At 70.2% G+C, this 17,668-nt stretch carries 16 protein-coding genes; 8 read left to right on the top strand and 8 right to left on the bottom strand.

The genetic code is table 11. From position 1 onward, the window contains the following. The first annotated feature begins 21 nt into the window (after positions 1-21). Positions 22-189: a DUF6019 family protein gene (locus tag DDV73_RS27750; protein WP_154402622.1), complete on the top strand. Its 168-nt coding sequence runs from the start codon at positions 22-24 to the stop codon at positions 187-189. Positions 190-195: 6 nt separating this feature from the next. Here DDV73_RS27750 and DDV73_RS05835 read toward each other — a convergent pair whose 3' ends face one another. From DDV73_RS05835 to DDV73_RS05820, 4 genes are read right to left on the bottom strand one after another with little or no spacing between them, the layout of a single operon-like run. Further along, complete coding sequence (locus DDV73_RS05835; protein WP_109506280.1) at positions 196-690, bottom strand: beta-class carbonic anhydrase; 495 nt, start codon at positions 688-690, stop codon at positions 196-198. Positions 691-743: 53 nt separating this feature from the next. Next, positions 744-2,546, bottom strand: a complete 1,803-nt coding sequence (locus DDV73_RS05830) for an MFS transporter (protein WP_240617141.1) — start codon at positions 2,544-2,546, stop codon at positions 744-746. Then, on the bottom strand, positions 2,543-3,250 hold the full coding sequence (locus DDV73_RS05825; RefSeq protein WP_109506279.1) for an LppX_LprAFG lipoprotein: 708 nt from the start codon (positions 3,248-3,250) through the stop codon (positions 2,543-2,545). Before DDV73_RS05825 ends, DDV73_RS05830 begins: the two co-directional genes overlap by 4 nt. Positions 3,251-3,255: 5 nt before the next feature. Then, positions 3,256-5,745: a DNA gyrase/topoisomerase IV subunit A gene (locus DDV73_RS05820; protein WP_109506278.1), complete on the bottom strand. Its 2,490-nt coding sequence runs from the start codon at positions 5,743-5,745 to the stop codon at positions 3,256-3,258. 78 nt (positions 5,746-5,823) lie between these two features. Here DDV73_RS05820 and DDV73_RS05815 point away from each other — a divergent pair, with 78 nt between their 5' ends. Then, positions 5,824-8,532, top strand: coding sequence for a bifunctional acetate--CoA ligase family protein/GNAT family N-acetyltransferase (locus tag DDV73_RS05815; RefSeq protein ID WP_170126010.1), 2,709 nt, complete (start codon positions 5,824-5,826; stop codon positions 8,530-8,532). A gap of 26 nt (positions 8,533-8,558) precedes the next feature. Here DDV73_RS05815 and DDV73_RS05810 read toward each other — a convergent pair whose 3' ends face one another. After that, positions 8,559-9,035 carry a hypothetical protein gene (locus DDV73_RS05810; protein ID WP_109506276.1) on the bottom strand — a complete coding sequence of 159 codons (477 nt, stop codon included), beginning with the start codon at positions 9,033-9,035 and terminating at the stop codon, positions 8,559-8,561. Between the two features lie 33 nt (positions 9,036-9,068). Next, positions 9,069-9,581, bottom strand: a complete 513-nt coding sequence (locus DDV73_RS05805; RefSeq protein WP_109506275.1) for a hypothetical protein — start codon at positions 9,579-9,581, stop codon at positions 9,069-9,071. Between the two features lie 110 nt (positions 9,582-9,691). Between DDV73_RS05805 and DDV73_RS05800 the strand changes: the two genes are divergently transcribed. Further along, positions 9,692-11,923: an XRE family transcriptional regulator gene (locus tag DDV73_RS05800; protein WP_109506274.1), complete on the top strand. Its 2,232-nt coding sequence runs from the start codon at positions 9,692-9,694 to the stop codon at positions 11,921-11,923. A 6-nt stretch (positions 11,924-11,929) separates the two neighbouring features. Here DDV73_RS05800 and DDV73_RS05795 read toward each other — a convergent pair whose 3' ends face one another. Beyond that, positions 11,930-12,565 (bottom strand): TetR/AcrR family transcriptional regulator, encoded by a 636-nt coding sequence (locus DDV73_RS05795; RefSeq protein WP_109506273.1) that lies wholly within the window; start codon positions 12,563-12,565, stop codon positions 11,930-11,932. Between the two features lie 84 nt (positions 12,566-12,649). On the opposite strand from DDV73_RS05795, the gene DDV73_RS05790 reads away from it, so the two are divergent. From DDV73_RS05790 to DDV73_RS05775, 4 genes are all read left to right on the top strand, one after another. Beyond that, the gene (locus tag DDV73_RS05790) at positions 12,650-14,074 is read left to right on the top strand and encodes a cytochrome P450 (RefSeq protein ID WP_206050727.1); all 1,425 of its coding nucleotides are present in this window, start codon (positions 12,650-12,652) and stop codon (positions 14,072-14,074) included. 33 nt (positions 14,075-14,107) lie between these two features. After that, a complete protein-coding gene (locus DDV73_RS05785) occupies positions 14,108-14,566 on the top strand; it encodes an SgcJ/EcaC family oxidoreductase (protein ID WP_109506272.1) in 459 nt (152 codons plus the stop codon). A gap of 65 nt (positions 14,567-14,631) precedes the next feature. Continuing rightward, positions 14,632-15,252: a DUF5998 family protein gene (locus DDV73_RS05780; RefSeq protein ID WP_109506271.1), complete on the top strand. Its 621-nt coding sequence runs from the start codon at positions 14,632-14,634 to the stop codon at positions 15,250-15,252. Further along, positions 15,249-16,397, top strand: a complete 1,149-nt coding sequence (locus tag DDV73_RS05775) for an alkaline phosphatase family protein (RefSeq protein ID WP_109506270.1) — start codon at positions 15,249-15,251, stop codon at positions 16,395-16,397. Before DDV73_RS05780 ends, DDV73_RS05775 begins: the two co-directional genes overlap by 4 nt. A 10-nt stretch (positions 16,398-16,407) precedes the next feature. Here the strand turns inward: DDV73_RS05775 and DDV73_RS05770 are convergent, their stop codons facing one another. Beyond that, positions 16,408-16,971, bottom strand: a complete 564-nt coding sequence (locus DDV73_RS05770; protein WP_109506269.1) for a class I SAM-dependent methyltransferase — start codon at positions 16,969-16,971, stop codon at positions 16,408-16,410. Between the two features lie 241 nt (positions 16,972-17,212). On the opposite strand from DDV73_RS05770, the gene DDV73_RS27745 reads away from it, so the two are divergent. Then, positions 17,213-17,665 (top strand): hypothetical protein, encoded by a 453-nt coding sequence (locus DDV73_RS27745; RefSeq protein WP_154402621.1) that lies wholly within the window; start codon positions 17,213-17,215, stop codon positions 17,663-17,665. Positions 17,666-17,668: the final 3 nt, after the last annotated feature.

Here is a 17,668-nt window from a genome sequence, read left to right as displayed (position 1 = left end):
TGGTCGTCGTAGGCTGGCGTCATGGACGACATCACGATCCTCATCGGGATGGCCGGGTTCGGCCTGGTGGCGCTCTACTTCGTGGTCCGCTGGGGCGTCCGGGACGGCATCATCGACGCCCAGGACCTCGCCAAGCTGCGACGTACCCAGCTGCGAGGCGCGCCTAAACGCGAGTCGCTCGACGACTGAGTCTGCTCAGAACTTCTGGTCGATCAGACCGGTGTCGACGTAGTACATGAAGCCGCCGACCTTCACCCGCTCCGGGATCAGGGGGTGGGTGCGGATCTTCTGCACGTCCTCCTGCAGGCTCGCGATCTGATCGGCGATCACGTGGAACTGCTGCCACGACGCGTCCACGCCCGCGGACTGGCCGATCTTGACCCGCAGCTCGTGCTCGGTGAACTGGGTCATCGCGCACCGGGTGTGGGGGATCACCAGGATCCGCTCCACCCCGAGCAGGTGTACGCCGAGCACCAGCGCCTCGAGCGCGGCCGGGTTCACCCGCCCGCCCGGGTTCCGGAAGATCTTGGCGTCGCCGTGGTGCAGCCCGAGCATCCGCAACGGGTCGATCCGGGAGTCCATGCAGGTCACGATCGCGACGCCGGCATGCGCCACGCCGTCGAAGCCGCCGAGCTCGAAGTGCTCGGCGAAGTCTTCGTTGGCCTTGATCAGGTCGTCGAAATCGCCCACGGTCGAAAGGCTAGTCGTCGTACCGGCTGGTAGCCGCCACAACGGGTGTGTTCTCAGCCACCTACGTGAAGGATCTTGTCTGTCGCGAGGCCGCGGGTCTGGGCGCTGCGGAACAGCACCAGGGCGATGACCGCGGCCACCAGCGCGCAGATCGCGGCGCCCTCGAAGACCACCTGCTCCTGCACGATCCCGGCGTCCCTGATGATCTGGAAGTAGGCGCTGCAGCGGCTCTTGCCGTCGCAGACCTCCTGCGGCGGCGGGATCTCGCGCTGCTCGGCCCAGTAGCGGCGCAGGGCGATCGTGGTGAGCGCCGAGATGCCGACCAGCATGCCGACCATCCGCGCGACCACGACCAGCGCTGACGCCACCCCGTGTACGGCGTCCTCGGTGGTGGCGAGCAGCGCGGCGTTCACCGGAGCCAGCGCGAGGCCGAAGCCGAGCCCGCCGAGAACCAGCGGGATGTTGGACTCCCAGCTCTCCAGCGCGTAGTAGTCCCACTGGCTCATCAGGTAGAAGCTGACCGACGCGCAGACCATGCCGACGGCGGTGACCACCCCGGACGGCAGCACCCGGGTGAGGAAGCCGCCGGCGATCGCGCCGACAGGGAGAGCGACCAGGAAGCGCACCAGCACGAGCGCGGCGGCCAGCTGGTCGGTGTGGTAGAGCGTGGTGCGCGCGAAGATCGGGATGTCGATCAGCGCGGCGATGAGCGCGGCGCCGACGAAAAAGCTGACCACCAGCGAGCCCCAGGCGGGGACCTGGCGGATCGCGCCGCGGGGGACGAGCGGGTTCTCGGCCCGCCGCAGGTGGAGCACGAGCAGCACGGTCGCGACGGCCGCGCCGCCGAGGTACCACTCGCCCTGGTCGGAGAAGACCTGGATCTCGGGGTCGGCGGTCGCGAACGCGAGAATCACGCCGCCGAGGGAGATCGCGAGCAGGGTGGCGCCGAGCAGGTCGGCGTCGCGCAGGCTGGACCACCAGCCACGCAGGTCGAGCAGCGGGCGCTTGGCGTACAGGCACCAGGCGACCAGGAGCAGCGCGGGGATGATCGCGATCAGCCCGATCGGAGACAGCCAGCGGCTGCCGTCGACGTACGGGATGAACAGGCTGCCCCACGTGATGTCGCTCAGCAGCGCGCTGGGTCGCACCATCACCAGGATCGCGGCGACCGATGCGGTGGTAAGCAGCGCCAGGCCCACGGCGTCCAGGCGCCGTCGGCGCGCCTTGCCGGACGGTGGTGGTTCCGCTTCTGCCGGCTCGACCTTCTCGGTGCGCAGGGTCCGGATCGCGGCGGCGAGCAGCAGGCCGACGGCGAGGTTGATCGCGAAGATCGCCCGCCAGTCGGCGACCGCCAGCACCACCGCGCCGAACAGCGGCCCGACCACGCTGCCGAGCTCCTGAACCGCCGAGACGATGCCGAGCGGCACCCCGCGTCGGTGGACCGGGTAGAGATCGGCGACCAGGGCCAGCGTGGCCGGCACCAGCCCGCCGCCGCCGACGCCCTGCAAGAACCGGCCGGCGACCATGCTGGGCATGTCGTAGGCCAGCGCGGTCACCAGCGAGCCCACCGCGAAGACCAGCAGGCAGGCCACCAACACCGGGATCCGGCCGTGCAGGTCCGCGATCCGGCCGATCAGCGGCAGCATCGCGACGTACCCGAGCAGGAACCCCGAGATAATGGGTGCCGCCTTCTGCAGCTGCTCCACCGAGACGCCGGTGCTCTCCATCATGTCGGGGAGGGCGAGTACGACGACGTAGGTGTCGGCGGCAGCGAATGCGACCGCGACCGAGGCGAGCGCGAGCAGCACCCGGGCGGTACCGCTCACCGCGCCGCCCCGGTCGGTCACCTTGTTCACGGCGCCTTGATGTCCTTCTCGGTGCCGTACTCGCTGAACACCAGCTGGTAGGTGTTCTCCGCGGCGTCCTTGTAGAACATGCCGGTCAGGTCGGCCTCGATCAGCTCGCCGTCAGAGTTGATCAGGTACTTCACGTCGAACGGATCACCGCTCGCGGTCGGGATGATCCGCTTCACGATCTCGGCCGGGAGCGTGCCGGTGTACTCGGTCAGCGTCTCCTTGTTGTCCTCGCCGCCGCGCTTCTCCTCGCCCTTCTTCACGCCCTCGGTCGCGGGCAGCAGCGAGGAGACGCCGTTCTCCTTGTCCATCAGGTCGGCCGGGTCGGGCGCGCCGTAGTCGGCGGGGTTGACCTCGCTCCAGTCCGGCGTCAGCGGGATCTTCGCGTAGACCTTGTCGTCGACCGCGATCACGGGGACCGACGCCGACGAGCCGGCGAGCGGGATCTGGATCGAGCCGTCGAAGGCGGGGGCGTGGGTGGCGATGCCGTTCGCCTCGAGTACGCCGGTCACACCTTCGGGCAGGTCATCGGTCTTCAGGGACAGGTGGACGCCCGACGTGTCGTCGAGGTTCTTCTTCGCGAGGTCCATGACCTCTGCGGGAGTGCGGCCCTCGCTCACGGACTTCTCGGGCTCGCTGCAGCCGGTGATCGCGAGCCCCACGAGGAGGGCGAGCGCCACGGCGCGGACGTGGGTCTTGGTCGACATGGCGGTCAGCCTCCCACATCGTCGGAAACACCAAACCCGAGGCGCGCGTCCGCAACCACCGGACCTGCGCAGGCCACGATCGGCTGCGCGGCGGGGGTGCCGGATCCGTCCCGGCGGCCGTTCGCATCGGGCAGCTCGACCGGGGCGCCGCTGGCGGCGGCGGCTCGCGCCGGAGCGGCTCCGGCCCAGGCGAAGATCAGTGCGTCCTCGCCCTTGAGGAACCGGTGGCAGCGGACGCCGCCGGTGCCGCGGCCCTTGGCGGGGTACTCGGAGAACGGCGTGGCCTTGACCGCGCCGGCCTCGGTGCCCGGCAGCGCCGTACCGGTGCCGGATGCGGTGACCACGACCGAGGTCGCCGGGTCGAGCGCGCCGAACCAGGCAACGTGCTGGCCGGAGGTGACCCGGACGCCGGCGATGCCACCGCCTGCCCGGCCCTGCGGCCGCACCGCGTCGGCGCCGAAGTGCAGCAGCTGCGCGTCGGTGGTGATGAAGCACAGCGTCTCCTCACCGGTCGTCAGGTCGAGGGCGCCGACAACTTCGTCGCCGTCGGCGAGCCGGATGAACTCCCAGTCGTCCTTGTTGGTGAGCACCTCCGGGTTCACCCGTTTGACCACGCCCTGCTTGGTGCCGACGGCGAGCCCGGGCCCGTCGATGGGCAGCGCGGTCAGCGCGAGCGCGCGCTCGCCGGACTCCAGCGACACGAACTCGCTGACCGGCGCGCCGCCGGTGAGGTGCGGGTCGTTGGCCGTCGCAGGCAGCGTCGGCAGGTCGAGTACGCCGAGCCGGATCACCCGGCCGCCGCTGGTGAGGACCCCGATCTCGCCGCGCGCTGTGGTGCGCACCGCCGAGGTGACCACGTCGTGCTTGGCGCGGGCGCCGCCCTGGCCGGGTGCCTCGTCGCTGGTGGTGCGGGCCAGCAGGCCGCTCGACGACAGGAAGACGAAGCATGGGTCGTCGGCCACCTCCAGCGGGGCGGTGGCGGCGACGGGCGCACCGGCCGACTCCAGGAGCACCGTGCGGCGCGGCGTGCCGTAGGTCTTCGCGACCTCGCCCAGCTCGTCGGAGACCACCTTCCGGAGCAGCTTGTCGTCGGCCAGGATCGCGTCCAAGCCAGCGATCCGCTCCTTGAGCTCGTCCTGCTCGCGCTCCAGCTCGAGCTTGGAGAACTTGGTCAGCCGGCCGAGCTGCATGTCGAGGATGTAGTCGGCCTGCAGCGTGGTCAGGTCGAAGACCGACATCAGCCGCTCGCGCGCCGCCGGTCGGTCGTCGCTGGCGCGGATCAGCTGGATCACCTCGTCGATGTCCAGGATCGCGATGATCAGGCCCTCGACCAGGTGCAGCCGGTCGGCGGCCTTGTTGCGGCGGTACGTCGTCCGGCGCCGTACGACGTCGAAGCGGTGTTGCAGGAAGACCTCGAGCAGCTCCTTGAGCCCGAGCGTGCGCGGCTGGCCGTCGACCAGCGCGACGGTGTTGATGCCGAACGAGTCCTCCATCGGCGTCGACTTGTAGAGCTGCTCCAGCAGCGCCTCAGGGTGGAAGCCGTTCTTGACCTCGATCACCAGTTGCAGGCCCTTGGCCCTGTCGGTGAGGTCTTTGATGTCGGCGATGCCCTGCAGCTTCTTGGCCTGCACCAGCGTCTTGATCCGCTCCACCACCCGCTCCGTGCCGACGCCGTACGGCAGCTCGGTGACCACGATGCCCTTGCGGCGCGCGGTGACCGACTCGATCCGGGCGGTCGCGCGCATCCGGAAGGTGCCGCGGCCGGTCTCGTAGGCGTCGCGGATGCCGTCGAGGCCGACGATCTTGCCGCCGGTCGGCAGGTCGGGCCCGGGGATGAACCGCATCAGGTCATCGACGGTGGCCTTCGGGTGGGTGATCAGGTGGCGCAGCGCCTGGACCACCTCGATCAGGTTGTGCGGGGCGATGTTGGTGGCCATGCCGACCGCGATGCCCGTCGTACCGTTGACGATCAGGTTGGGGATCGCCGACGGCAGCACCGACGGCTCCATCTCCCGGCCGTCGTAGTTGGGCCGGAAGTCGACGGTGTCCTCGTCGATCGAGTCGGTCATCGCAACCGCGGCGGGTGCCATCCGGCACTCGGTGTAGCGCATTGCCGCCGGCGGGTCGTCAGGAGAGCCGAAGTTGCCGTGGCCGTCGACCATCGGCACTCGCATCGACCACGACTGCGACATCCGGACCAGGGCGTCGTAGATCGCGCTGTCGCCGTGCGGGTGCAGCCGGCCCATCACCTCGCCGACCACGCGCGCGCTCTTGACATGGCCGCGGTCGGGCCGCAGGCCCATGTCGTTCATTGTGTGGAGGATCCGGCGCTGCACGGGCTTCAGCCCGTCGCGGGCGTCGGGCAGCGCGCGGGAGTAGATGACCGAGTAGGCGTACTCCAGGAACGAGGAGCGCATCTCGTCGCCGACGTCGATATCGAGGATGTGCTCCTCAAAGTCTTCGGGCAGGGGTGGCTGAGAGGTACGACGTGCCATGTGCGCATTCTCCCTGCCGACACCGACCGTTCGGCGCCTGGCACGCCGTCATCGGCGTCCGCACGGTAGATTTTCGCCGTGAGCGCGACGGATGCACCTCAGCCGGTGAAGGCTCCCCGGCACTGGGAGGCCGACGTTCTGCTGCGCGACGGCAGCACCGCTCACATCCGCCCGGTCCAGCCGGAGGACGCCGGGCTGCTGGTGGAGTTCTACGCGCGGGTCTCCGACCAGTCGAAGTACTTCCGCTTCTTCACCGCGATGCCGCAGCTCTCCGAGCGCGACGTACGCCGGTTCACCGAGGTCGACCACGTCGACCGGGTGGCGTTCGCGGTGCTGCTGGCCGGCCAGATGATCTCCTTCGGAGGCTACGAGCGGGTCTCGCCGACCGAGGCCGAGGTGGCCTTCCTGGTCGAGGACCAGCACCAGGGCCGCGGGATCGGCCAGCTGCTGCTCGAGCACCTCGCCCAGGCCGGCCGCGAGCGCGGCGTGGAGAAGTTCATCGGCGAGGTGCTCCCGGACAACCAGCGGATGCTGCAGACCTTCCACGACGCCGGCTACCACGTGACCGGCGAGCTCGCCGACGGCGTGGTGGAGCTGGCGTTCCCGATCGACCCCACCGACACCGCGATGGGCGTGATGCAGCACCGCGAGCACCGCGCGGAGGCGGCCTCGATCGAGCGCTTCTTCAACGCCCGCTCGGTGGCCGTGATCGGCGCCAGCCGCAGGCAGGACACGATCGGCCACGCGCTGGTGCGCAACCTGGTGCTGGGCGACTTCACCGGGCGGGTGTACGTCGTGAACCCGACCTCGGCCGCGGTGTCCGGCATGCCGGCGTACAAGACGGTGAGCGACATCCCGGACGACGTCGACGTGGCGATCGTCGCGGTGCCGGCCGAGTCGGTGCAGGACGTCGTACTCGACTGTGCGGCCAAGGGCGTGCACGGGCTGGTCGTGATCTCCAGCGGCTTCGCCGAGACCGGCGAGGAGGGCCGACAGCGGCAGCGGCGGCTGGTCGGCCTGGCCCGCTCCTACGGCCTGCGGCTGATCGGCCCGAACTGCCTCGGCGTGATCAATACCGACCCGGCAAGGTCACTGAACGCCTCGCTGTCCTCGCTGATGCCGAACCGCGGCCGGGCCGGGTTCTTCTGCCAGTCCGGCGCGCTCGGCTCGGCGATCCTGGAGAAGACCAACGACCGCGGACTCGGCCTGTCGACGTTCGTCAGCGCCGGCAACCGCGCCGACGTCTCCGGCAACGACCTCCTGCAGTACTGGGAGGAGGACGAGTCGACCGAGGTGGTGCTGCTCTACCTGGAGTCGATCGGAAATCCGCGCAAGTTCTCCCGGATCGCGCGCCGGGTCTCGCGCCGCAAGCCGATCATCGCGGTCCGGTCCGGCCGGACCACCCAGGGCGTGCCGATGGGGCACGCCGTGCGCACCATCGCCGCGCCGCAGCAGGCTGTCGACGCGATGTTCCGCCAGGCCGGGGTGATCCAGGTGGACACCCTCGACGAGATGTTCGACGTCGCGCAGCTGCTGGCCCACCAGCCGCTGCCGAAGGGCCGGCAGGTCGCGGTCGTCGGCAACTCCGACGCGCTCGGCCTGCTCGCCGCCGACGCCGCGGCGGCTGTCGGTCTGGTGGTCAACAAGTCGGTCTCGATGGGTGCCGACGCGACCGCCGAGGACTTCGAGGACGCGCTGGACGCGGCCATCGACGACCCGGACGTCGACTCGGTCATCGCGCTCTACATCCCGCCGATCAACGTGTCCGGCGAGGAGGTCGCCAACGTGCTGGCGGCGGTGGGGGAGCAGTCGGACAAGCCGCTGGTCTCGTCGTTCCTGGGTGCCGAGGGCGTGCCGGAGCTGCTGCGGGTGCCCGATGTCGCGGGGTCGACGGCCGGCCGCGGCTCGGTCCCGTCGTACCCGGCGGTCGAGGCGGCGGTCCGGGCGCTGGCCCGGGTCGTCGAGTACGCCGTATGGCTGGCGACCCCGGAAGGCTCACCGGTCGCCGAGGAGGACGTCGACGCGGTCGGCGCCCGGCGGTTGATCAACGAGGTGCTGATGCACGCGCCAGACGGCCGGGACCTGGAGTTCAAGGAGCTGCACGGCCTGCTCGCCTGCTACGGGATCGACCTGTGGGAGGCGCGGCCGGTGGCCTCCGCCGACGAGGCGGTGGCGGCGGGGGAGGACCTCGGCTGGAACGTCATCCTCAAGGCGACCGCCGAGCACCTGCGGCAGCGGCCGGACCTGGCCCATGTGCGCCGCCGGATCGACCGGGCTGACGAGATGCGCGAGGCGTGGGATGAGCTGCACCAGATCATCTCGGAGCCGGAGACCGCGGGCTTCGTCGTCCAGCGCAACGCCGACCCCGGCGTACCCGTCTCGATCGGCTCGCTGGAGGACCCGCTGTTCGGGCCGGTGGTCCAGTTCGGCATCTCCGGCCCGCTGACCGAGCTGCTCGCCGACCGCGCCTACCGGATCCCGCCGCTGGACGAGAACGACGCCGCCTCGATGGTCCGCGAGATCAAGTCCTCGCCGATGCTGTTCGGCTACCGGGGCAGCGAGGTGGTCGACATCGAGGACGTGGAGCGGCTGGTGCGGATGGTTGCCCAGCTGAAGAACGACCTCCCGCAGGTCCGCACCCTCGACCTCTCGCTGGTGCTCGCTGGTGCCGCCGGCTGCGAGGTGCTGACAGCCGCAGCGCGGGTCGAGCCGGTGCTCGACCCGCGCTCGGACTGGTTCGTGCGCCGCCTCAGCACGATCCCGGGCGACACCCTCCCGGACGCTTGAGCCGACGGCCTAGTGGCCCCCCGGCGTCAGCCGCCGGTCGGCCAGACGCCCACGGCGTAGGTGACCCAGGTCCCGTTCCGCCACTCCTGGACGACGCCGCGCGCGGCGGTCGCTGAGTGCTTGATCGGCGGCGTCGCGCACCACTGGTCAGGCTCGCCGGGGAGGACCACGCAGAACTCCTCGTCGCCGCCGTTGTAGACGCCGGCCACGGCTCGGGTGCCGTTGCGCATCGGGCCGTAGATGAGCATGGCCGTCCGGTACTCGCGCCAGTCGGTGCCGCTGCCCGCGCAGTCCCTGGTCTGCACCTGGATGCCACCGCCGGCCGGGTACGGCGGCGCCTGGAGCTCGATGCGGGCCGATGCACCGGTCTTGTTGACCCAGGCGGTGCAGGATGCGGTCGGCTCGGCGTCGTCGGGTACGGCGCTCGCCGTACCGGGGCCGGCGTACAGAGCCGATGCGGTCAGGGCGGCCGCGACGAAAGCGACCTTGGTGGATCGATGCATGTGCTTCTCCTTCAGTGGGTGGGTCTGGTTCGGTCAGCGGTGGGTGAACTTGGTCTTGCCGTCGGCGTAGCAGCGACTGGTGTCGTCGAAGACGCCGAAGCAGGCGAAGGCGTAGACGTAGTAGGTCCAGCGCGGGTCGGTGCCGTAGATCTTGCGGGTCCAGCACGATCGCTCGTTCGGCTTGATGTGCCCGTTGCCCTCGCTGCCCGCGCAGGAGTACGTCGCGCGGTACTCGCCGTTCCAGTAGGCGTCGATGTACGCGTTGGCCCAACGCCCTGCAGCCAACGGCTGGTCGAGGGTGAGGTAGCCCCAGAAGCGTGAGCTCGAGTCCTTGCACAGCTGCACGGCGCCGACTCGGACGTCGCGATCGCTGTAGAGCGTGACCGCGCCCGCGGAGCGGACAGCCCCGGCGCCGAGGGAGTGCTGGCAGTTCGCGGTGAGCTGGGGCGCCACCTGCCCGTCGGGGTCTGGGCCCGCCGATGCGCTTGCCTGTGGGAGCAGGGTCGCTACGCCGGCCAGCAAGATCAGGACGAGTGCACGTTTCATGCCGTTGCCTCTTCTCAGTTGGAGGAGCAGCGATCGTCTCGGCAGCCGACATCGGGCAACAGCGACAACCTCTACAGTTGACTTACACAAATGCCTGACGCGGAGGACTGGTGGAGCGAGATCTCGGGGGGCTGCTGCGCGAGCACCGGCTGGCGGCAGGGCTCACCCAGGAGGCGCTCGCTGGAAATGCCGGGCTGAGCCCGCAAGCGATCGGCGCCTTGGAGCGCGGCGACCGCAGGCACCCGCACCGGCACACCACCACCAGGCTTGCGGAGGCGCTCGGGCTCACGGACGAGCAGCGTGCCGAGCTGGTCGCGGCCGCGCGACGAGTGTCGAGGCCCCGCCGGACGCCCGATCGCCAAGGTCATCCGCCGCCGCGCCAGCTGCCCGCACCGCCGTCCAGGTTCACCGGCCGGAAGGCGGAGGCGGGCGCGGTGGTGAGCGAGCTGACCCGACCCGGCGGCGTACCGGTGTGCGCGGTGACGGGTATGGCTGGTGTCGGCAAGACCACGTTGGCGCTGCATGTCGCACACCACGTTTCCGATCACTTCCCTGACGGCCAGGTCTACCTCGACCTGCGCGGATACGACCGGCCGCTCGACACGCGGGTCGCGATGAGCCTCGTCCTGCACGCCGTCGGCATCCGCGATCTGCCCGATGACGGGTTCGCCTCGGCGGCGGCCTATCGGTCCGCGATGGCGGGTCGTCGGATGCTGCTGATCCTCGACAACGCCGCGAACAGCCAGCAGGTCGCCGACCTGCTGCCGGGCACGCCGGGGTCCGCGGCGATCGTGACCAGCCGCCGGGCCATGGACTCGCTCCCACATGTGTTCCAGGTCCGCCTCGACGTGCTGCCTCTGGACGAGGCGCTCGACCTGCTGGCGACCGTGCTCGGCCAGGAACGCGTCGCCGCCGAGTACGGCGAGGCGGGCTTCCTGGTCAGCCTGTGTGGCCGGTTGCCGCTGGCTATCCAGATCGCGGGTGCCCGGCTCGCCGGCCGGCCGCAGTGGCCGATCGAGCACCTGGCAGAGCGGCTGACCGACGAATACCACCGGCTCGACGAGCTTCAGTTCGACGATGTCGGCGTACGCGCCTGCTTCGCGATGTCGAGCAACCTGCTCGACGAAGGTCAGCGACTCCAGTACGCCGCGCTCGGCCTGCTAGGCCCGGGGAAGCTGTCGGTGCTCCTCGCCGCACGGCTGCTCGACGTCTCGGAGAACGACGCGGAGGCTGCGCTCGAACGACTGACCGACCTGGCCCTGGTCGAGGCGGTCACGCCGGGCTGGTACCGCATGCACGACCTGTTGCGCGCCCATGCCTGGGAGCAGGCACAGGTGCTGCTCGACGATGCCGCGCGGACCGCAGCAGTCAACCGTGTCGCCGAGCTGTTTACCGCCGTCGCCTGGCGGAGCTCGGTGCTGTACAGCCCGGCGAGCTACCGGGTCACGTGGGCCGAGAGCTCGTGGGCTGACGGCTCGCCTCGGTTCGACACCTCGGCCGAGGCGTTCACGTGGTTGGATGAGCACCGCCACCACGTCAGCGAGATCGCGACCACCGACGGTGTCGCAGACCAGTTGGTCGTGCGGCTGTCCGTCGGACTCTTCAGCTTCTACCTCGGTCGCGGGCACATGTTGGAGTGGCATGTCGTGACCGGTGCCGCCCACTCCGCTGCCCAGCGCGGCGCAAGTCCGGATGCCGTCGCGATGGCTCGCATGGACCACGGCATGGCCATCGTCGACCTAGCAATTACCTGGGAAGGTGATCCGGAGCTGGGCCTGGCGCAGCTTCGGCAGAGCCTGGAGGAGTTCCGCGCGCTCAGCGATCCGTACGCCGAGGCCGCCTGCCTGATCAACATCACCGACACGAACATACGGGTCGGCGACCTCGTCGCCGCCCAGGAGTACGCCGAGGCTGGCGTCAGCCTCAGCCGCGAGCTGTCCGACAACGGCCAGACCGGGGTGACTGCGTACCTCAATCTCGGCGACATCCACGGCAGGGCCGGCGACCATGAGCGCCAGGTCGAGTGCTACCGAGAGAGTCTGGGCCTGCTTCGTCCGGGCTGCCACGAGCAGTTGCGGCCGCAGGTGCTGCTGAAGCTGGGCAGCGCGCTGCGTCGTACCGATCGGCACCAGGCGGTGGAGCTGTTGACGCGCGGGGCGGTCGTCAGCGAGGAGATCGGCGACCTTGCCGGTCAGGCGGCGTGCCTGGAGGAGCTGGGGCGGGCGCATCTGGATGCGGGCAGCGGCAGCGCCGCGCACTCCGCGCTGCTTCGCAGCCTGAGGCTGGCGAGGCAGGTCAACGACGGTCGCCGGGTGGCCAGGATCAGGCAGTTCATCGCCTGACCCGCCTCAGTGGGGAGGCTCGGCCAGGTAGTGGTTGCTCAGGGCGGTGCCGAACCGGGTGATCTGGTTGATCAGGCCGTCGGTGTCCAGGTCGACCGCGCCGGCCCGCCAGGCGGTCACCAGCTCCATGACTCCGCCCACGGCCATCAGCATCGAATGGCGGTAGTCGTCCTCGTCGACGTCTGTGGCCAGATACGGCAGCCCCTGCTCGGCCATCAACCGGGTCACCAACAAGGTGAGCTCGTGGCGGCGGCCCTCGAGCAGGCTGCTGCCTGAGTGGTCGCCGAACAGGATGCGGGCACGGCGCGGCTCGGCGGCGAACCGGGTCACGGCCACCTCGGCGACGCCGCGCAGCTGCTCGAGCGGATGTGCGTCGGCCATCTCGGCGTGCACCGTGATGATGGCCGCCGTCGTCTCGTCGCGGAGCTGGTCCCAGACCGCGGCCAGCAGCGCGTCGCGGTCGGTGAAGCTCTCGTAGAAGTAGCGGTCGGTCAGGCCGGCCTTCGCGCAGACACCACGCATCGTCACCGCCGCCCACCCGCTGTCGCCCCAGGTCTCGAAGGCGGCATGGATCAGCCGGGCACGCCGCTCCGCGCGGCGTTCCTCGGCGGTCCGACCGCCCCACACCTGCGACGTACTCACCCGGACATCTTGACAAACGACCTCGCTGACCGGCTAACTGATGGCAGGTGCCATCAGTTCGAGCCGCAATGGAGCGTGAGGTCGATGATGACGATGAGGACCCGGACGGTCCGGAGGATCGGCCGGCTGGCCGCCAGGGCCACCGTGCGGTTTCCCGCTCCTACCAAGCCGCTGGCAGCGCCACCGCCCGGTAGTGGCCTCAAGCCGGTGCTGGGGAGCTTCGGCCCACCGGTGCTCGGCACCTCGCTGGCTGCGCTGCACGACATGCTCGCCTTCAGCCGGCGTCAGCTCGAGGAGTACGGCGAGGTCTCGTGGGCAGGCGGCCCCAGCGGGAAGATGGCGCTGGCAATCGGGCCCGAGGCAGCCGAGCAGATGCTGATCGACCGGGACCGTGCGTTCTCCGCGAAGCGGGGCTGGAGCTTCATCATCGGGCCGTTCTTCCACGGTGGCGTGATGCTGATGGACCTGGAGGAGCACCATCATCACCGCCGGATCCTGCAGGCCGCGTTCACGCGGCAGCGGCTGGAGGGCTACCTCGACCTGACCACGCCCGAGATCAAGCGGGCGCTTGACGGCTGGCAGCCGGCGCCGGACTTCGCGCTGTACAGCGAGACGAAGAAGCTGCTCCTCGAGCTAGCGACCGAGGTGTTCGTCGGTACCGAGGTCGGTCCGGAGGCCGCGGAGCTGGAGCGGGCCTTCGTGAACGCCGTACGCGGTGGCCAGGCGATCGTGCGCGCGCCGGTTCCCGGCCTGACCTGGTCGCGCGGGCTGCGCGGCCGCCGCTTCCTGGAGGAGTACTTCCTCCGCGAGCTGCCGGCGAAGCGGGCAGGCGACGGTGACGATCTGTTCAGTGTGCTCTGTCGGGCCGAGAGCGAGGACGGACAGCGGTTCACCGACGACGAGGTCGTCGCGCACATGATCTTCGTGATGATGGCGGCCCATGACACGAGCACGATCGCCCTGTCGATGATGGCCTACCTGCTGGCCAAGCACCCCGAGTGGCAGGAGTGGCTGCGGGCCGAGTCGCAAGCCCTCGGCAAGACCGAGCTCGCCTATGCGGATCTGGACCGGCTGCCGAGCATGGACCTGGTCTTCCGCGAGGCGATGCGGCTCTACGCCCCGGTCGGCATGCAGCTGCGGGAGACGGTCAAGGACACCGAGCTGTGCGGCTACTACCTCCCGACCGGGACCCGGGTGTGGTTCGGCGACTTCGTTACCATGCGGTCGGATCGCTGGTGGCCGGATGCGGACCGATTCGACCCCGAGCGCTTCGCCGAGGGACGGCGCGAGGACAAGAGCCACCGCTTCGCATGGGCGCCGTTCGGCGGCGGCGCGCACAAGTGCATCGGCCTCTACTTCGGCGGCATGACGGTCAAGGCGGTCATGCACCAGCTGTTGCTGCGGTTCCGGTGGAGCGTGCCGGACGGGTACGACGTACCCCTCACCTGGGGGACCGGTCCGACGCCCGCCGACGGGCTGCCGATCCGGCTGGAGCGGCTGTCCGGTTGACCTCAAGCGAGGTTGATATTTCACACTGGCGGCATGAGCACAATCGCGATCGACGAACAGACGCACGCCGAAGAGCTCGCTGCGATCCGCAACCTGGTTGCGACCGTCGAGCATGCGCAGAACAACGAGCGACCCGACGAGTTTCTTGCCCTGTTCCGTCCCGACGCGATCTGGACGACCGGTGGCGGCAAGCGACTCTTCGGCCTGGAGGCGATCTCGGAGTTCACCCACCAGGTACTGCCCGGCGGGATGCAAGGTCTGTCGGTGGCGTTCGAGCTCGAGCACGTGGTCTTCATCCGGCCCGATGTCGCGGCGGTCAAGCTGCGGCAGGTGTACACGACGCCGGACGGGCTGGACGTCGGCACCCCGCTCTGGGTGCTGTCGAAGGAGGACGGGCGGTGGCTGATCGCCGCCAGCCAGAACATGGCGGCACCCGACGATGAGGTGCCGGCCGACGCCGAGCAACGGTCGATCTTCAAGCCCGGAGCCTGATCTCTGATCGAGTCGAGGTTGGCCACCCGCGCTCGCCGTTCGGGGAGCCGTGACAGACTGCGCACATGCGAAGGAGCACCGCGGAGGCGACCGGATCGGCCGACCGATCCCGCGACCTCAGGAAGGCGATCGACCGGACGGGCTACTACCCGGATGTGGTTGCGGACGGCGTGGAGTCGGCGCTCGCGGGGGAGCGGGTGCTGTCGTTCTACGTCCACCACGAGCCCACCTTCGAGCGCGACGAGGTACGCCGCCACCTGACGGTCGCGGTGCTGACCCCGAGCCGGCTGGTCCTGGCCCATACCGACGAGCACGCCGGCGACGACCTGCTGCCGGAGGCCTACACCTCGACCTCGACCGAGGCGATCACGCTGTCGGCGGTCAGGTCGGTCGTGGTCACCCGGATGGTCGCCAACCCGACCTCCGGACCGCAGCCGCCGGCGGAGGCCGTGGTCACGATCGGCTGGGGCGGCGTCGGTCGGATCGACCTCGAGCCGGCCGCCTGCAACGACCCGAACTGCGACGCCGACCACGGCTACACCGGTGTGGTGGCCTCCGACGACTTCTCGCTGCGGGTGTCGGCCGCGGCCGACGGCAAGGAGGCCGTGGCGGGGCTGCTGTCCTTCGCGGCGACGCTGTCGGCCCACACCCAGGGCACCACCGCCCAGGGCGCGTCCCTCCAGTGACCGATCCCGGTCCGCTACCCGGCAACTTCGTCGAGCCCGCCTACGCGGAGCGCTCGCTGGGCGACGTGGTGCCTGCGGTCGCCTCGGCCCTCGGGCTGCACCTGCCGGCCGTCGACGGCTGGCCGGACTCCGCGCTGAGGCTGCCCGACGCGCCGGCGTACGTCGTGTTCCTGGTGGACGGCCTCGGCCACGAGCTGCTGCAGCGCTACTCGCACGCGGCGCCGTTCCTGTCCTCGTTGACGTCCTCCCACGGGACTGCCGGCGTGCCGTCGACGACCGCGACCTCGCTGACCTCGCTCGGCACCGCGCTGACGCCGGGCCAGCACGGCCTGGTCGGCTTCACCGCCCGGATCCCCGGCACCGACCGGCTGCTCAACCACCTCTTCGGGTGGGACAAGTCCGTCGACCCACTCGAGTGGCAGCCGCACCCCACGGCGTTCGACAGGCTGGCCGCGGCCGGCGTCCACGTCGCGTCGGTGAGCAAGCGTGAGTTCGAGGGGTCCGGGCTGACCGTTGCCGCGCAGCGCGGCGCCGAGTTCGTCGGAGCGGACCGGGTGGGTGAGCGGCTCGCCGCCGTCCTGGACTCGGCCGGCCGCTCGCCCTCGCTGACCTACGTGTACGACGGCGACCTCGACTGGACCGGCCACAAGCACGGCGTCGCGTCGTCGGCCTGGCTGCAGCAGCTGGCGATGGTCGACGCGACCGCCGAGCACCTCCGCGAGGAGCTGCCGTCGTCGGTGCGGCTGCTTGTGGTCGCAGACCACGGCATGATCGACAGCCCGGTCGAGTCGCGGGTCGACGTCGACGACCAGTTGGAGCTGCGGGCCGGCGTCACCCTGCTTGGTGGCGAGGCGCGGTTCCGGCACCTCTACTGCCAGCCGGGCGCCGTCGCCGACGTGGCGGCCACCTGGCGCGGCGTACTCGGTGACCGGGCGACGGTGCTGACCCGTGACGAGGTCGCCGAGCGTGGCTGGTTCGGCATCATCGACTCCTCGGTCCGGCTGCGGATCGGCGACGTCGTGGTCGCCTGCCACGGCGACACCGCGGTCGTGTCCACCACCGACTTCCCCTACGAGAACCTGCTGGTCGGCCTGCACGGCTCGCTCACCCGCGACGAGATGCTGATCCCGATCCTGGTCGCCTGACGACCGACGCTCAGTCGCGCTGGAGTACGGCGACCTTGCCGACCCGCTCGGTGACCCGCCAGCCGGCGGCCTCCAGCTCGCCAACCAGCCGGTACGGGCCGCCCTCGGGGTGGATGGTGTCGTCGAGCACCAGCGGCGCGCCGGGCAGCAGGAACGGCACCCAGCACTCGTAGTCGCGCTTGACGCCTTCGTAGGAGTGGTCGCCGTCGATCCACAGCAGGCCGACCGGCAGCGTCCAGCCGGGCGTGACGATCTCGCTGGACAGGTTGATCAGCCGGACGTTCTCCCAGGACCCGGTCTTCAGCATGTTGCGGAAGAACGCGGCCCGGTCCTGCGGCCCGAACTCGCCGCCGAAGATCCCGGTGAACGCCTCGTGCGGGTCGATCGCGAAGATCGGAGCCTGGTTGCCCTCGCGCGAGCCCAGCGAGAGAGCGTACGTCGAGCGGCCGCGCCACGAGCCGACCTCGATGATCGCGCCCTCCTTCACCTCGGCCGCCAGCTCGCGCAGCCGCTGGCCCTGCTCGGGCGCCAGCGCGCCGCGGATGCTCTTGAGGGTCTCGACGAAGTCGTCCATGACGGTGAACCCTATCCCGGCAGAGTGGCGCCTCGATCAGCTGCGGTTCGGACGTGCAAACAGGCCGCGCACGACGCTCAGCGCCGCTCCCGGGGCGGGCGTCCGCACGTCGGTAGCCACCGCTCGACCCGAAAACGGTGGCCTGGGTTCGGGATCACGGTCCTTGTTGCCGGCCCGGTGGAACGCGCGATACGCGGATCGCGTCCAAGCCGGTGCGACGCGTCGTACCAAAGGAGCCGACATGCACCTGAACCTCAACCCGAAGCGGCATCTTGTCCTAACCGCTCTGGTCGCCGCCATGCTCGCTGCGGCCGGCTGCGGAGGGGAGACGACCGCAGCGGAGGACCCAGCAGAGCGACCAGCGACCGGCGCTAGCCAGCCGACCCTGTTGGTTCGGACGTCAGAGCCAGAAGGCGCGATGCAGTTCGACGCATTGAGTGGCGGCACCCTCGGTGTGAACGCCCATGATTGCTTCACCGTCAGCGGCAATCCGCTGTCGGTGCCGGCGGGATCGAAGGTCTGGCCGGATGGCCGAGGAATCACAATCCCTGAGCTCGGCCGGTTCGCGATTGGCGACAAGATCCGCGGAGGCGGTGGCAATTTCGACCTCGGGCCGGGGGGGATCAAGATGTCTGAGCAGGTCCGCGCGTGCACCGGCGGCGCGCAGAAGGCGGTGCTGGTCCGCATCAACTAGCTG

Origin of the sequence: Nocardioides speluncae (genome assembly GCF_003121585.1) — a bacterium.
Taxonomy (GTDB): Bacteria; Actinomycetota; Actinomycetes; order Propionibacteriales; family Nocardioidaceae; genus Nocardioides; species Nocardioides speluncae.
This window is presented reverse-complemented; position numbering and strand designations above follow the sequence as displayed.

Excerpts from the sequence above, each read along its gene's own strand:
- DDV73_RS27750 (WP_154402622.1), top strand. The coding sequence starts at position 22 with ATGGACGACATCACGATCCTCATCGGGATGGCCGGGTTCGGCCTGGTG.
- DDV73_RS05825 (WP_109506279.1), bottom strand. The coding sequence starts at position 3,250 with ATGTCGACCAAGACCCACGTCCGCGCCGTGGCGCTCGCCCTCCTCGTG.
- DDV73_RS05820 (WP_109506278.1), bottom strand. The coding sequence starts at position 5,745 with ATGGCACGTCGTACCTCTCAGCCACCCCTGCCCGAAGACTTTGAGGAG.
- DDV73_RS05810 (WP_109506276.1), bottom strand. The coding sequence starts at position 9,035 with ATGCATCGATCCACCAAGGTCGCTTTCGTCGCGGCCGCCCTGACCGCA.
- DDV73_RS05805 (WP_109506275.1), bottom strand. The coding sequence starts at position 9,581 with ATGAAACGTGCACTCGTCCTGATCTTGCTGGCCGGCGTAGCGACCCTG.
- DDV73_RS05790 (WP_206050727.1), top strand. The coding sequence starts at position 12,650 with ATGATGACGATGAGGACCCGGACGGTCCGGAGGATCGGCCGGCTGGCC.
- DDV73_RS05785 (WP_109506272.1), top strand. The coding sequence starts at position 14,108 with ATGAGCACAATCGCGATCGACGAACAGACGCACGCCGAAGAGCTCGCT.
- DDV73_RS05780 (WP_109506271.1), top strand. The coding sequence starts at position 14,632 with ATGCGAAGGAGCACCGCGGAGGCGACCGGATCGGCCGACCGATCCCGC.
- DDV73_RS05770 (WP_109506269.1), bottom strand. The coding sequence starts at position 16,971 with ATGGACGACTTCGTCGAGACCCTCAAGAGCATCCGCGGCGCGCTGGCG.
- DDV73_RS27745 (WP_154402621.1), top strand. The coding sequence starts at position 17,213 with ATGCACCTGAACCTCAACCCGAAGCGGCATCTTGTCCTAACCGCTCTG.